This window comes from Enterobacter sp. UPMP2061 (assembly GCF_053709615.1).
The window spans coordinates 221,596-236,515 of record NZ_JBSKJP010000001.1 but is presented as its reverse complement, the minus strand read 5'-3'; the positions used below and the strand labels follow the sequence as shown (position 1 = coordinate 236,515).

14 protein-coding genes are annotated in these 14,920 nt (G+C 58.8%); 10 read left to right on the top strand and 4 right to left on the bottom strand.

Annotated elements, in window-relative coordinates; genetic code table 11:
- The first annotated feature begins 56 nt into the window (after nucleotides 1-56).
- From ACWKXX_RS01150 to ACWKXX_RS01140, 3 genes are all read left to right on the top strand, one after another.
- On the top strand, nucleotides 57-1,556 hold the full coding sequence (locus ACWKXX_RS01150; protein WP_003858916.1) for a PTS transporter subunit EIIC: 1,500 nt from the start codon (nucleotides 57-59) through the stop codon (nucleotides 1,554-1,556).
- 83 nt (nucleotides 1,557-1,639) lie between these two features.
- Nucleotides 1,640-2,656 (top strand): Mal regulon transcriptional regulator MalI, encoded by a 1,017-nt coding sequence (gene malI, locus ACWKXX_RS01145; RefSeq protein ID WP_017383234.1) that lies wholly within the window; start codon nucleotides 1,640-1,642, stop codon nucleotides 2,654-2,656.
- Between the two features lie 73 nt (nucleotides 2,657-2,729).
- Nucleotides 2,730-3,251, top strand: coding sequence for a metal-dependent hydrolase (locus ACWKXX_RS01140; RefSeq protein WP_017383233.1), 522 nt, complete (start codon nucleotides 2,730-2,732; stop codon nucleotides 3,249-3,251).
- Between the two features lie 91 nt (nucleotides 3,252-3,342).
- Here the strand turns inward: ACWKXX_RS01140 and cysS are convergent, their stop codons facing one another.
- Nucleotides 3,343-4,728 (bottom strand): cysteine--tRNA ligase, encoded by a 1,386-nt coding sequence (gene cysS / locus ACWKXX_RS01135; RefSeq protein WP_261666397.1) that lies wholly within the window; start codon nucleotides 4,726-4,728, stop codon nucleotides 3,343-3,345.
- Between the two features lie 175 nt (nucleotides 4,729-4,903).
- Between cysS and ppiB the strand changes: the two genes are divergently transcribed.
- The 5 genes from ppiB to mnmH all read left to right on the top strand — a co-directional run bounded on the left by ppiB (nucleotide 4,904) and on the right by mnmH (nucleotide 8,972).
- The gene (gene ppiB / locus ACWKXX_RS01130) at nucleotides 4,904-5,398 is read left to right on the top strand and encodes a peptidylprolyl isomerase B (protein ID WP_045334435.1); all 495 of its coding nucleotides are present in this window, start codon (nucleotides 4,904-4,906) and stop codon (nucleotides 5,396-5,398) included.
- A 3-nt stretch (nucleotides 5,399-5,401) separates the two neighbouring features.
- Complete coding sequence (gene lpxH / locus ACWKXX_RS01125; protein WP_023303214.1) at nucleotides 5,402-6,124, top strand: UDP-2,3-diacylglucosamine diphosphatase; 723 nt, start codon at nucleotides 5,402-5,404, stop codon at nucleotides 6,122-6,124.
- Between the two features lie 119 nt (nucleotides 6,125-6,243).
- Nucleotides 6,244-6,753: a 5-(carboxyamino)imidazole ribonucleotide mutase gene (gene purE, locus ACWKXX_RS01120; protein WP_006809824.1), complete on the top strand. Its 510-nt coding sequence runs from the start codon at nucleotides 6,244-6,246 to the stop codon at nucleotides 6,751-6,753.
- Nucleotides 6,750-7,817 (top strand): 5-(carboxyamino)imidazole ribonucleotide synthase, encoded by a 1,068-nt coding sequence (purK, locus tag ACWKXX_RS01115; protein WP_003858922.1) that lies wholly within the window; start codon nucleotides 6,750-6,752, stop codon nucleotides 7,815-7,817. Before purE ends, purK begins: the two co-directional genes overlap by 4 nt.
- 84 nt (nucleotides 7,818-7,901) lie before the next feature.
- A complete protein-coding gene (gene mnmH / locus ACWKXX_RS01110; RefSeq protein WP_126804812.1) occupies nucleotides 7,902-8,972 on the top strand; it encodes a tRNA 2-selenouridine(34) synthase MnmH in 1,071 nt (356 codons plus the stop codon).
- Nucleotides 8,973-9,097: 125 nt separating this feature from the next.
- Here mnmH and ACWKXX_RS01105 read toward each other — a convergent pair whose 3' ends face one another.
- The 3 genes from ACWKXX_RS01105 to ybbA form a co-directional block, all read right to left on the bottom strand.
- A complete protein-coding gene (locus ACWKXX_RS01105; protein ID WP_261666398.1) occupies nucleotides 9,098-10,243 on the bottom strand; it encodes a porin in 1,146 nt (381 codons plus the stop codon).
- A 182-nt stretch (nucleotides 10,244-10,425) separates the two neighbouring features.
- Nucleotides 10,426-12,840: a putative ABC transporter permease subunit YbbP gene (ybbP, locus tag ACWKXX_RS01100; RefSeq protein ID WP_261666399.1), complete on the bottom strand. Its 2,415-nt coding sequence runs from the start codon at nucleotides 12,838-12,840 to the stop codon at nucleotides 10,426-10,428.
- Nucleotides 12,837-13,523: a putative ABC transporter ATP-binding protein YbbA gene (ybbA, locus tag ACWKXX_RS01095; RefSeq protein WP_017383226.1), complete on the bottom strand. Its 687-nt coding sequence runs from the start codon at nucleotides 13,521-13,523 to the stop codon at nucleotides 12,837-12,839. Before ybbA ends, ybbP begins: the two co-directional genes overlap by 4 nt.
- Between ybbA and tesA the strand changes: the two genes are divergently transcribed.
- Complete coding sequence (gene tesA / locus ACWKXX_RS01090) at nucleotides 13,494-14,126, top strand: multifunctional acyl-CoA thioesterase I/protease I/lysophospholipase L1 (RefSeq protein ID WP_003858933.1); 633 nt, start codon at nucleotides 13,494-13,496, stop codon at nucleotides 14,124-14,126. The two genes, ybbA and tesA, sit on opposite strands and share 30 nt — an antisense overlap.
- Entirely contained in the window at nucleotides 14,107-14,916 is an 810-nt protein-coding gene (locus ACWKXX_RS01085; RefSeq protein WP_006809829.1) for an SDR family oxidoreductase, read from the top strand. Before tesA ends, ACWKXX_RS01085 begins: the two co-directional genes overlap by 20 nt.
- Nucleotides 14,917-14,920 lie beyond the last annotated feature (4 nt).

Genomic DNA, 14,920 nt, shown 5'->3' with positions numbered 1-14,920 from the left:
TAAAACGTTCTACTTACAATAACAGCGCGAAAAAGCGCTACTCGGGGGAAATCAGCATGAGCCTGATATCAGGGTTTGTTAAATCGCTGTCTAAGTTATCGATGATTGGTCGCGCCTTAATGCTGCCAATTTCACTGCTTCCCGCTGCGGGCCTGCTGCTGGCCTTCGGCGATAAGTTCCATCTGCCGCTGATGATGAACGCCGGCGGGGTTATCTTTGATAACCTGCCGATGCTGTTCGCCATCGGCTCTGCCGTCGGTCTGGCTTCGGAATCCGGCATTGCCGCACTCTCTGCGGCGGTCTCCGTGTTTGTCACCAACATCACCATCAGCACCGTGCTGAGCATCACGCCAGAAATGGCCTCTCAGGGCGGCAAATACGCCATGGTCGTTGGCATTCCGACGTTGCAGATGGGCGTCTTTGGCGGCCTGATCTGCGGTATTCTTGCGGCCTGGTGTTACAACCGCTTTCACACCATGCAGCTGCCGGAGTTCCTCGGCTTCTTCTCCGGCAAGCGCTTTGTGGCGATTGCGACGGCGTTTCTGTCGTTCCTGCTCGGCCTGCTGCTGCCGTACGTCTGGCAGCATATTCAGTCCGGGATCGACGCCCTGTCCGTGGTGGTGAACGGCGATAACCAGGCGGCCTCGACCTTTATCTTCGGGCTGGTGGAGCGCGCGTTGATCCCGCTCGGCCTGCACCATATCTGGTATCCCTCCTTCTGGTATTCGTTCGGGGATTACACTACCCAGGCGGGACAGGTGATCCACGGTGACCAGACCATCTGGTTCAAGATGCTGGAAGAGGGAGTGAAATCCTTCAGCAGCGACACCTACCAGAACGCCGGGAAATTCATGCAGGGCGAGTTCCCGCTGATGCTGTTCGCACTGCCCGCGGCGTGTCTGGCGATGTACCACGAAGCGCACACGAAGAATAAGAAAATCGCGGCCGGTATTCTGTTCTCTGCGGCCCTCACCTGCTTCCTGACGGGCATCACCGAGCCGGTAGAGTTCACCTTTATCTTCGTGGCGCCGATCCTTTACGTCTTCAACGCCATCATGGCGGGCCTGGCGTACATGACCATGTACCTGCTGCATGCGCACATCGCCAAGTCGTTCTCGGCGGGCTTTATCGACTACCTGTCGTTCGGGATCCTGCCGTCGTTTAACGGCTATCAGACCAACTTCCTGAGCGCCATTATCATCGGCATTCCGATGGCATTGATCTACTACTTCACCTTCCGCTTCGTGATCCGTCGCTTCGACGTGAAAACGCCGGGCCGCACCGAAGTGACCGCCAGTGCGAATGACAAGTCCGATTCCGAACTTGCCACCGAAATCATCGGCCTACTGGGCGGTGCGCAGAACATTGATTCCGTCGGCTCCTGCATCACACGTCTGCGTCTGGAAGTGGCGAAGAGCGAAGCGGTGGACCGGGACGGGCTGAACGGGCTTGGCGCGCGCGGCGTGGTGTTCGTTGGCGATAACGGAATACAGGTGATTTTCGGGGCCAGAGCACAGTTTATCGCCCAGACCATGTCCACGATGATTGGCAAATAATAAGATGCCTGAAGGAGGCGTCTCCTGTACGCTGGGGGACGCCTCTTATCTGGCTGATAATCGGGAAATTTCAGGGAGCGGTTTTGAAGAAAGTCAGCATCATTGATGTCGCAAAGCATGCGGGCGTGTCGGTTTCTACCGTTTCGCTGGTGCTGCGCCAGAAAGGGAAGATCTCAGAGGCGACGATCGGGAAGGTCAATGCCGCCATCACAACGCTGGGCTATGTTCATAACGTCGCCGCTGCCAATCTTCGCGCCAACACCTCCAACTTAATCGGCCTGATCCTGCGCGACTTCAGCGACAGCTTTTCCATCAAGGTGATGGCGAGCATCGTTCAGGAGCTGGAGAAACAGGGTTATATGGTATTTCTCGGTCAGCCGCTGAACGACGGCGAACATCTTGAGCGTACCCTGCTCTCATTTAAGCAGCAGGGCGTGGCGGGCGTCATCTACCTGGCGTCGGACACCCGCGCCGCCTCTCTTCCGGAACACATTCGTCACTGCCCGCTGCCGCTTGTGGCGGTTTCGCAGTCGTTGCTGGAAGAGAAATGCAACCTGGTGATGCGCGATAATCGCCAGGCGGCGAACCTGGCCGCGCGTTATCTTATCGAGCGCGGGCACCGTAACATCGCCTACATTGGCGGGCGCGACGGGTGCCGTATCCGCGAGCAGCGCCTGCTTGGTTTTCGCAGCGCGATGACGCAGAGCGGCCTGGTCTGGCGTGAGGAATATTCTCCCGCCTGCACCGATGACACGCAGGCGGCGGCCATGGCGACTCGTCAGCTGCTGGAGAAGAACAACACGATTACCGCCCTGCTCTGCCATTCACCGGACGCGATGATCGGTTCAATCTCAGGTATTCACCAGGTGGGGCGCACGGTGGGTAAAGACGTGTTTTTAACCCAGCAGGTGGCGCTGATTGGTTTTGAAGATATGCTCCACATTAATCTCACGTCGCCGTCACTAACTTACGTTTCGTCTGCCAGCGAAGAGACCGGCCGCCAGGCGGCAGGGCTGATGATCCGCAGGCTGAAAGAGCCGGATCTGCAAACGCAGCGCATTACCCTCTCCGGGCAGCTTATCGCGCGGGAATCGGCGTAAAATCAGAATTTAGCACAGGTTTGCTGCGGCGGATCTGCTGCTATATTCCCATGATTTGCCATGGATAAATGCAATGCCTACCGTTATCACCCACGCTGCCGTACCTCTGTGTATGGGCTTAGGGCTCGGAACCAAAGTCATCCCACCCCGCCTGCTGTTTGCCGGGATCGTCCTCGCCATGCTGCCCGATGCCGACGTACTGGCGTTTAAATTCGGTGTCGCCTACGGGAATATTTTCGGCCACCGCGGTTTCACTCATTCGCTACTGTTTGCCCTGGTGGTGCCGATACTCTGCGTGCTGGCAGGCCGACGTTGGTTCAGGGCCAGCCTGACGCGGTGCTGGCTGTTTTTAACCGTGTCATTGCTGTCGCACAGCCTGCTGGATTCAATAACGACAGGCGGGAAAGGCGTCGGCTGGCTGTGGCCCTGGTCAGATGAGCGCTTCTTTGCGCCGTGGCAGGTGATCAAGGTCGCGCCGTTTGCGCTGTCGCGCTATACCACGCCGTACGGGCATCAGGTAATCATTTCAGAACTGCTGTGGGTGTGGCTGCCGGGGATGGTGCTGATGGGGTTGCTGTGGTGGAGGCGGAGGTAAAAGAAAAGCCGGGTGGCGGCTACGCCTTACCCGGCCTACGGTCGTGATTTTGTAGGCCCGGTAAGCGTTAGCGCCACCGGGCGTTACGGACCTACTTACGACGCCAGGTGGTTCCCTGCGGGCCGTCTTCCAGAATAATGCCCATCTCGGTCAGACGGTTACGCGCCGCATCCGCCGCCGCCCAGTCTTTCGCCTGACGCGCTTCGAGACGTGCTTTGATCAGTGCTTCAATTTCCGCCACTTCACCGTCGTCCGCCTGCGCGCCGCTTTGCAGGAACAGGTCCGGCTCCTGCTCCAGCAGGCCGAGCACGGAAGAGAGCTTACGCAGATGAGACGCCAGCGCATTGGCCGCCGCCATATCTTCTGACTTCAGGCGGTTCACCTCACGCGCCATGTCGAACAGCACGGAGTAGGCTTCCGGGGTGTTGAAGTCGTCGTTCATGACCTCAACGAAGCGGGCCTCGAACGCCTCACCGCCTGCGGCCGGAACAGATTTATCGGTGCCGCGCAAGGCGGTATACAGACGCTCCAGCGCAGCGCGCGCCTGCTTCAGGTTCTCTTCGCTGTAGTTCAGCTGGCTGCGATAGTGGCCAGACATCAGGAAGTAGCGCACGGTTTCCGCGTCGTAATACTTCAGCACGTCGCGCACGGTGAAGAAGTTACCCAGCGATTTCGACATCTTCTCGCGGTCAACCATCACCATCCCGGAGTGCATCCAGTAGTTCACGTACTCGCCGCCGTGTGCACAGGTGGACTGCGCGATTTCGTTTTCATGGTGCGGGAACATCAGATCCGAACCGCCGCCATGGATGTCGAAATGGTTGCCCAGCTGCTTGCAGTTCATCGCGGAACATTCAATGTGCCAGCCCGGACGCCCTTCGCCCCACGGGGATGGCCAGCTCGGTTCGCCCGCTTTGGACATCTTCCACAGCACGAAGTCCATCGGATTACGCTTCACGTCAACCACGTCCACGCGCGCACCGGCCTGGAGCTGGTCCAGATCCTGGCGGGAAAGCGCACCGTAGGTTGGGTCCGTTGGCACCGAGAACATCACGTCGCCGTTGTCCGCCACATAGGCGTGACCGCGCTCGATCAGCTTTTGGGTGATATCAATGATTTCAAGGATATGGTGGGTCGCACGCGGCTCGCTGTCCGGGCGCAGAATATTTAAGGCATCAAAATCCTTGTGCATTTCGGCGATCATGCGATCCACCAGCGCGACAAAGCTTTCGCCATTTTCATTAGCACGTTTAATGATTTTGTCGTCGATATCGGTGATGTTGCGCACGTACTTCAGGTTGTAGCCCAGGAAGCGCAGGTAGCGTGACACCACGTCGAACGCGACAAAGGTACGGCCATGGCCGATATGACAGAGATCGTAAACCGTAATACCACACACGTACATGCCGACTTCCCCGGCATGGATAGGTTTAAATTCCTCTTTTTGGCGCGTCATTGTATTAAAGATTTTTAACATCGAAGATTCCATGTAAACACGTGTGTGGATTGTTTGTTCCTTATAATACCCATAATTCGGAGTACGGTCAGCACACAATGCAAGGTGATCGTGTCCTGTGGTTATGCTATAACAAGCCCCTATATGTGACCCGAGCACGGGTCGACGCACCACAATAACGGAACAGGATGCAAAAATGGTTACTTTCCACACTAATCATGGCGATATCGTAATCAAAACCTTTGATGACAAAGCGCCTGAAACAGTTAAAAACTTCCTGGACTACTGCCGCGAAGGTTTCTACAACAACACTATTTTCCACCGTGTGATCAACGGCTTTATGATCCAGGGCGGCGGTTTCGAGCCTGGCATGCGCCAGAAAGATACGAAAGAAGCGATCAAAAACGAAGCGAACAACGGCCTGAAAAACACCCGTGGTACGCTGGCAATGGCCCGTACTCAAGCGCCACACTCTGCGACCGCACAGTTCTTCATCAACGTAGCGGACAACGACTTCCTGAACTTCTCTGGCGAAAGTCTGCAAGGCTGGGGCTACTGCGTATTCGCAGAAGTGGTTGAAGGGATGGACGTGGTCGACAAGATCAAAGCCGTTTCTACTGGCCGCAGCGGTATGCACCAGGACGTTCCTAAAGAAGACGTTGTGATCACAAGCGTGACCGTCAGCGAGTAATTCGTGGCGACACTCTTTATTGCGGATCTGCATCTGCAAACAGAAGAACCGGCGATAACCGCCGGTTTTCTGCGTTTTTTACGCGGTGAAGCGAAAAGCGCCGACGCGCTGTACATTCTGGGCGACCTGTTTGAGGCCTGGATTGGCGACGACGATCCGAACCCGCTGCACCGTGAGATGGCGGCGGCCATTAAAGCACTGGTGGATTCCGGCGTCCCCTGCTATTTCATTCACGGCAACCGTGATTTCCTGATCGGCCAGCGCTACGCCCGCGAGAGCGGTATGACGCTGCTGCCGGAAGAGCAGGTGCTCAACCTCTATGGCCGCAATATTCTGATCATGCACGGCGACACGCTCTGCACTGACGATACCGGCTACCTGGCGTTTCGCGCCAAAGTTCACACCCCGTGGATCCAGAAAGTGTTCCTCGCCCTGCCGCTGTTTATCCGCAACCGCATCGCCGCCAGAATGCGCGCGGGCAGCAAGGCCGCCAACAGCAGCAAATCGATGACCATCATGGACGTCAATCCGCAGGCGGTGGTGAAGGTGATGGAGAAGCATCGCGTTCAGTGGCTGATCCACGGCCATACCCATCGTCCCGATGTGCATTCCCTTATCGCCAACGGCGAGCCCGCCCATCGCGTGGTTTTAGGCGCCTGGCACAGCGAAGGATCGATGGTCAAAGTTACGCCGGAAGGTGTCGAACTGATCGCCTTCCCGTTTTAACGCCTCCCCGTCTTTTCGCTCATTTCCCGACCACGCAACCGTTTTCCTTGCCGGTATTACATGCTATTCTCTGTGCCCTCGAAAGCAGTGTGTTCCGCACCACAGGAGTTTTAAGACGCATGTCTTCCCGCAATAATCCGGCGCGTGTCGCCATCGTGATGGGGTCCAAAAGCGACTGGGCTACCATGCAGTTCGCCGCCGAAATCTTTGAAATCCTGAATGTTCCGCACCACGTCGAAGTGGTTTCCGCGCACCGTACGCCGGATAAACTGTTCAGCTTCGCCGAAAGCGCCGAAGAGAACGGTTACGAGGTGATCATTGCCGGTGCGGGCGGCGCAGCACATCTGCCGGGCATGATTGCCGCCAAAACGCTGGTGCCGGTACTGGGTGTTCCCGTGCAAAGCGCCGCGTTAAGCGGGGTGGATAGCCTTTACTCTATTGTCCAGATGCCGCGCGGTATTCCTGTCGGTACCCTGGCGATTGGTAAAGCAGGTGCGGCAAATGCCGCCCTGCTGGCCGCGCAGATCCTGGCGACGCATGATAAAGATTTGCACCAGCGTCTGGCGGAGTGGCGTAAAGCCCAGACCGATGAGGTGCTGGATAACCCGGATCCGCGGGGTGCAGCATGAAGCAGGTTTGCGTTCTTGGTAATGGTCAGCTTGGCCGGATGCTGCGTCAGGCCGGTGAGCCGCTGGGTATTGCCGTCTGGCCTGTCGGGCTGGATGCCGAGCCGGAAGCCGTGCCGTTCCATCAGAGCGTGATCACCGCCGAAATTGAACGCTGGCCGGAAACCGCCCTGACCCGCGAGCTGGCGCGCCATAACGCCTTTGTGAACCGCGACGTCTTCCCGATCATTGCCGACCGTCTCACGCAAAAACAGCTTTTCGACAAGCTCGGCCTCGCGACCGCGCCGTGGCAGCTGCTTTCCGATAAGCGCGAGTGGGATGACGTGTTTGCGATGCTGGGAGACCTGGCGATTGTGAAGCGTCGCGTCGGCGGCTACGACGGCCGCGGGCAGTGGCGCCTGCGCGCGAACGACACCGCCGAGCTGCCGGACGACTGCTACGGCGAGTGCATTGTTGAGCAGGGCATAAACTTTAGCGGTGAAGTGTCGCTGGTTGGCGCGCGCGGGCATGACGGGCACACCGTTTTTTATCCGCTAACGCATAACCTGCATCAGGACGGGATTCTGCGCACCAGCGTCGCCTTCCCGCAGGCCAATGCTGACCAGCAGGCGCAGGCGGAAGAGATGCTCTCTGCCATCATGCATGAGCTGGGCTATGTGGGCGTGATGGCGATGGAGTGTTTCGTCACGCCGTCGGGTCTGCTGATCAACGAACTTGCGCCGCGCGTGCACAACAGCGGCCACTGGACGCAAAACGGCGCCTCCATCAGCCAGTTCGAGCTGCACCTGCGCGCCATCACTGACCTGCCGCTGCCGCAGCCGGTGGTGACCAGCCCGTCGGTGATGATCAACCTGATCGGCACCGATCTGAACTACAACTGGCTGAAGCTACCGCTGGTGCACCTGCACTGGTACGACAAAGAGGTGCGTCCGGGGCGTAAGGTCGGCCATCTGAACCTGAACGATACCGACACGGACCGACTGAGCGCCACGCTGGAAGCGATTGTTCCCCTGCTGCCGCCAGAATATGCGAGCGGTATTGTCTGGGCGCAGTCAAAACTGAAGTAAGTATCCCTCGCCGGGGAGTTGACCTTCCCCTTCCCCGGCGTACAATCCCCGCCCATTGCTGCTCAGTTTTCTTCTGGAACCACCATGAACGATGGAACGGACTATCGCGCGATCCTCGCGTCCGATACCCCTTTAATCGACGTTCGCGCGCCGATCGAATTTGCCCAGGGTGCGATGCCCGCCGCACTCAACCTGCCCTTAATGAACGACGACGAGCGTGCCGCCGTCGGCACCTGCTATAAACGCCAGGGTCCAGACGCCGCGCTGGCGCTCGGCCATAGCCTGGTCAACGGCGAGACGCGCGAGGCGCGCATCAGCGCCTGGCGGGAAGCCAGCCTTGCCCATCCTGAGGGCTACCTTTGCTGCGCGCGCGGTGGCCAGCGCTCACACATCTCCCAGGCCTGGCTGAAAGAGGCGGGCATCGACTACCCGCTGATCCGCGGCGGCTATAAGGCCCTGCGTCAGACGGCGATTCAGGCGACCATTGAGCAGTCACAAAAGCCGATGGTGCTTATCGGCGGCTGTACCGGTAACGGTAAAACGCTGCTGGTGAAGCAGCATGCGCAGGGCATCGATCTGGAAGGGCTGGCGCACCATCGCGGCTCGTCGTTTGGTCGCACGCTCACCCCGCAGCTTTCACAGGCGAGCTTCGAGAATCACCTTGCGGTTGAGCTATTGAAAAAAGACGCCGCGCGCTGGGTGCTGGAAGATGAAGGCCGGATGATTGGCTCTAACCACCTGCCGGAGTGCCTGCGCGACCGCATGGCTGAAGCGCCTGTCGTGGTGGTCGACGATCCGTTTGAGATCCGTCTTGAGCGCCTGCGCGAAGAGTATTTCGTCCACATGTGGGCCGACTTTTCTGCCGCCTGCGGTGAAGAGGCGGGCTGGAAAGCGTACAGCGAATATCTGCATCACGGCCTGTACGCCATTCGTCGCCGTCTGGGGCTGCAACGCTTTGCGGAATTTACCGCCCTGCTGGATGCCGCGCTTGTCGAGCAACAGCGTACTGGCAGCACTGACGCGCACTTCAGCTGGCTTGTGCCGTTGCTGAAGGACTATTACGACCCGATGTACGGCTATCAGCTGGAGAAAAAGGCGGAGAAGATTGTGTATCGCGGGACGTACGAAGAAATTGCTGAGTGGCTCGATCGCTGAAAAATAAAGCCGGGTGGCGAGGTAAAAGCAAAACGGCAACCTGGGTTGCCGTTTTTAATGTTTTTTCCCTCTCCCCGTGGGAGAGGGTCAGGGTGAGGGCATCAGGCCGCACCCTACATGACAACTTAGAAGTCGTAACGCAGACGCACCAGGTTCATATCGCCCAGGTTGTCGGTGCTGGAGGTGAACACGTGTTCGTAATCCACGCGGAAACCGTAATCCAGCTGGAAGCTGATACCCACACCGTTGTCGATGCGCTGGTAGTTACGGCCATTCACGTACTCAATACGGTCGCCCATGAAGTACGGCTGGATGGATTTCACCGCATACTGACCAACCGGGAACTTGTAACCCGCAAAGTATTCAATACCCCATGCATCACCGGCGAAGTAGTCGTTAACGGACACTTTTTTGGTGGTCAGGAAGTTCTGATACCAGCCGCCGCCTGCGGAGAAGGTCCAGTTATCCGGCGTCCAGCTCAGGGCGGTACCAAGGATGTTCTGGTCGTAGGATTTGCTGTCGCCGTTGTCCGGGTTACGCATGTCCGCGCGGGTGTAGTTCCACGCTGCGCCCCAGGTCAGATCGGTAGTCAGGTGATAATCGATACCCAGTGAACCGCCGCCTTTACGTTTGTAACGCAGGCCGTTGCCCGGCAGGTATTCGCTGTCTTCAAACAGGTAAGAGGCGTAGATGTCAGCATCGCCCACGGTTTTCTTGTACTTCAGCATCTGGCGTGAACGGTAAGAGCCGTCATAGTCGCCGTTGATCCCGTTACCTGGCGCCTGACCAATCATGTCGTAGTCCCAGATATCGGTTTTTACGCCCACTACGTCATAGTACACGCTGTTCTGCTGGCCGAAGGTCAGCGTACCCCAGGTGTCGCTCTTCAGACCGGTGTAGAGCATACGACGAGAGGTGTCGTGCGCGCCGTCGGCATAGTGATGATCCCAGTTGAACTGCGCCGGAATGTTCACACCCAGCTCGTAGTAGCTGATCCAGCTGATGTCATCGAACAGGTAGTAATCCGCAGCGAAACGGAAGCGGGTGCCGCCGTCAAAGCCGTTGCGCTTGTAGCTGTTTTTGCCGTCATCACCGGTCATATTCTGGAACTGAGGACGAATACTGCCGCCAACGGTGAAGTTCAGGCGGCTCAGCGGGTTACCCGCCTGCGGATCCTGTTTCAGAAGGGTGATTTCCGCCTGAGATGCGAAAGAAGCCAATGCCACTGCTGCGCCGATCGTTGTCGCCAGCGCTGTTTTTCTTATAGTCATTCTTTTTCCTTGATAGACACGCTGCTAAATATTTAGCTGGTGAATATTAACCGGAAAAATTCGGGCTGTGTGGGCGGGTTTTTAATGTTTTGTGCTACTAAATGCAGGGGCATTAACGATTTGTGCCGTTAAGCGATGACGCACCAGCAGAAATGCCGGTGCGTCATCATCACGTCAGTAAACTAGCTGACAAACTGGCGGAATAGCGCTTTACCTTTCAACAGCCGGGTTCCGAGCCAGCCGCCGCACAGGGACAGCAGCACGGCGCCGCAGACGGGCAGCGTGAGCCACAGCCGCCAGTCGGGCTCCCACGGGAAGTCGAAGACTTTGCTCTGGAGTACCGCCAGCGCGGTTTCCGCTCCGATGGCCGCCACCAGGCCCGCCACCAGCCCGAGCAGGGCAAATTCGCTCCACAGCGTGGCGCGCAGCAGCCGTTTACTGGCCCCCAGCGTGCGGTAGACCACCAGCTCCTGATGACGCTGACGCATGCCCACCTGCACCTGCGCCAGCAGCAACAGCACACCGCAGACGGTCACCAGCACTACCATCACCTCCAGCGCGCGGCTCACCTGCTCCAGCACCTGCCCCACCTGTTTAAGGATCGCGCCGATATCCAGCAGGCTCACGGTCGGAAATTCCCGGTTAAGCTGCGTCAGCATGCCGTTGCCGTTTTCCCAGCGGAAGCTGGTCAGCCAGCTCTGGGGCTGACCGTCCAGCGCACCCGGCGGGAAGATGAAGAAGAAGTTTGGCCGCAGGCTTTCCCAGTCCACTTTACGCAGGCTGGTAACTTTGGCGGTGAAATCCTGGGTATCACCGGTGAAGGTCACGCTGTCGCCGGGCTTCACGTTCAGGCGTGTCGCCAGCCCCTCCTCCATCGACACTTCCCCCGCTTTCGGCGGCCAGGTGCCGGCAACGATCGGGTTATGGTCCGGACGTTTCGCCTGCCAGGTCAGGTTGAGTTCGCGATTGAGCGATTCATCCTTATTTCCCTCCGTGGACTGGCCGTTGATCTGCGTCAGGCGGGCGCGCACGATCGGATAGAACGATTCCGGAATAATGTGATGCTCAGACAGGAAACCCTTCAGCGGCGTCACCTGTTCGGGAGCAATGTTGATCAGGAAATAGTTCGGGCTTTCCGGCGGAAGCTGCTGCTGCCAGCGATCCAGCAGATCCCCGCGCAGCACCAGCAGAAGCGCCAGCAGCATAAAAGACAGCGAAAATGCCGAGAGCTGGCTGAGGGTAGACCACGGCTGGTGCAGCAGTCGGTTAACCGCTAACCGTATGGGGAGTGATTTAACTGTCAGCTTTCTCAGGACATTAAGCAGTATCCAGCCCACTACGCCGCACAGCAGCGCCAGCACCACCGCGCCCGCCAGCACCGCCCACAGCAGCGTACTGCCGCCCATCAGCCAGGCCAACAGCCCGACCGCCACCGCAATAATCACCGGCAGATAGAACTTCAGCGGCCAGACGCTGGCCACCACATCGCGGCGCAGCACGCGCAGCGGCTGGGTGGCGAGCAGCAGCCGGTACGGGCGAAGCCCCACCAGCAGGGAGATCGTCGTCATCGCGCCGATGGCCCACAGCCACGGCCAGAGGCTGGCAGGCGGTAATGCGGCGGGGAGTACCGGTTTGAGCAGCACCATCAGCAGCTTTTCAAACAGCAGCCCTATCGCCCCGCCGGTCAGAGCCGACAGCGCCAGCACCATCAGCCACTGGCCGACAATCAGCTTGCGCAGCTGCGCGCGGCCCGCGCCGAGGGTTTTGAGGATCGCCGCCAGATCGTAACGGCTGCGGCAGTAGTGCCCCATCGCCACGGCAACCGCCGCAATGGCAAGCAGCAGAGTTAACAGCGCCGACAGCAGCAGGAACTGCTGGGAACGTTCGAGGGATTTGCCGAGCGCCCCGTCATCCTGCTCCAGCCCGTACCAGCGGTGTTCCGGCTTGAGCTGCGGCAGGAGCCATTTTTCGTACGCCTCCAGCTGCGCAGGCGTCCCGCCAAACTTATACCGCCAGGTGACACGGCTTCCCGGCTGGACGGCGTTGGTTTTCGCCACATCAGCGCTGTTCATCAGCAGGCGCGGCGCAAGCTGGAACGGATTAAATCCAGAGTCGGGCTCCTGCACCACTTCCCCGGCAATTTTGAGTGTCGCGTCGCCGACGTCGATACTGTCGCCGGGTTTCAGGTTCAGCAGCGCCATCAGTCGCGATGCCAGCAGGACCGTACCGGCCGTCGGTTTTAGCCCCGGCGGGCTGGTTTGTAAGTCACCGTACATCGGGTAGATGTCATCCACGGCTTTTACGCTTGCAAGCTGCGGCGTGTCGCCCGCAAAGGTCATAGTCTGAAAGGTGATCTGCTCCCCTACCTTCAGCCCCTCTTTGCGCGCTTCCTCAATCCAGCCCGGCGGCACGGGGCGAGAACTTTGCAGAGCCCGGTCCCCGGCCATAAATTCCCGACTCTGCTGGCTAAGCCCTTTCTCCATACGATCGCTGACGCTACCGAGCGCCAGCACGCAGGCCACCGCCAGGCTCAACGCCAGCCAGACAATCAGCAGCGAGGGCGAGCGCCACTCGCGCCAGAACCAGCGGGCAATCATGCTTCCTCCTGAAGAATACCGTTCACCAGCCGCAGGCGGCGGTCGCAGCGGGCGGCCAGCTGCGGATCGTGGGTAACCAGAATCAGCGTGGTGCCGTGCTCGCGGTTGAGGGAAAACAGCAGATCGGCAATTTTGTCCCCGGTTTTACGGTCGAGATTGCCCGTTGGCTCATCGGCAAACAGCACTTCCGGGCGGCCGTTAAACGCCCGGGCCAGCGCCACGCGCTGCTGCTCACCGCCGGAAAGCTGTGCCGGAAGGTGGTCGAGACGTTTGCCCAGCCCCAGCTGTTCCAGCAACGCCTTCGCGTGATCGCGGCTTTCACGAGTATTGTCACCGCGCAGCAGGCCGGGCAGCTCAACGTTTTCCAGCGCGTTCAGCGTCGGGATCAGCATGAATGACTGAAAGACAAACCCGATATGCCGGGCACGCAGCGCGGCGCGGGCCTCTTCATCAAGCGCGTGGAGGGGCTGGCCGACCAGGTTCACTTCCCCACTGCTGCCATCGTCCAGACCGGCGAGAATGGCCAGCAGCGTGGACTTACCGGAACCGGATTCACCAATCAGGGCGATGGTTTCGGCACGTTTGACAACGAGTTCAACTCCGGTGAGGATGGAAAGCTCGTGTTCTCCCTGACCGACGGACTTCTTAAGACGATGAACTTCAACAATGTTTTCCGCTGGCATTTGCCCTTCCTGTTTTTGATGCTGATGACCTTCCGCGCGGCGGCTGCGGACACGTTATTGATTCTGGGCGACAGCCTGAGTGCGGGCTATCGTATGGCCGCCAGTGCGGCCTGGCCCGCCCTGCTCAATGATAAATGGCAGTCCCGGGCGTCTGTCGTGAACGGCAGCATCAGCGGCGATACGTCGCAGCAAGGCTTATCGCGCCTGCCTGCCCTGCTTAAGCAGCATCAACCGCGTTGGGTGCTGGTTGAACTGGGCGGTAATGATGGTTTGCGCGGCTTCCAGCCTCAGCAAACGGAGCAAACGCTGCGGACCATTTTGCAGACCATTAAGGCCGCCAATGCCCAGCCGCTGCTGATGCAAATTCGCCTGCCCGCCAACTACGGCCGTCGGTATAATGAGGCGTTTAGCGCGATCTATCCTAAGCTTGCCAAAGAGTTTGATATTCCGCTGCTGCCATTTTTCATGGAAGAGGTCTATCTGAAACCCCAGTGGATGCAGGATGATGGCATTCACCCCAATCGCGATGCCCAGCCGTTCATTGCCGACTGGATGGCAACCCGGCTGGCTCCTTTAGTAAAACATGACTCGTCAAACAGCTGAGAACCTGACAGGTAAAGTTATGCAAAAATCGGTCTTAATAACAGGATGTTCCAGCGGAATTGGCCTTGAAAGCGCCCTTGAACTGAAACGTCAGGGGTTTTGGGTACTGGCAGCCTGCCGCAAACCCGAGGATGTCGAACGCATGCGAGGGCTGGGATTTACCGGCATTCTGCTGGATCTCGATTCGCCAGAGAGCGTAGAGCAGGCCGCCGATGAGGTTATCGCCCTGACCAACAACCGTCTTTACGGTCTCTTCAACAATGCGGGCTACGGCGTGTACGGCCCGCTACAGACTCTCTCACGGGAACAGCTGGAGCAGCAGTTCTCCGCAAACTTTTTCGGGGCGCATCAGCTTACCATGCGCCTTCTCCCCGCCATGCTGCCGCACGGCGAAGGGCGCATCGTGATGACCTCCTCGGTCATGGGCCTGATCTCCACGCCGGGCCGCGGGGCTTACGCCGCCAGCAAATATGCGCTTGAAGCCTGGTCCGATGCGTTGCGCATGGAGCTGCGCCACAGCGGTATTAAGGTCAGCCTGATTGAACCGGGCCCGATCCGCACCCGCTTTACGGAAAACGTTAACCAGACGCAGGCGGACAAACCGGTCGAAAACCCCGGCATCGCGGCGCGTTTTACGCTTGGGCCAGAAGCCGTCGTTGCCAAAGTGCGCCACGCGTTTGAGAGCGATACCCCTAAAATGCGCTATCCGGTCACGCTGGTAACCCATGCCGTCGGCTGGTTGAAACGCCTGCTGCCGGGGCGGATGATGGACAAAATTTTGCAGGGTTGAGTTG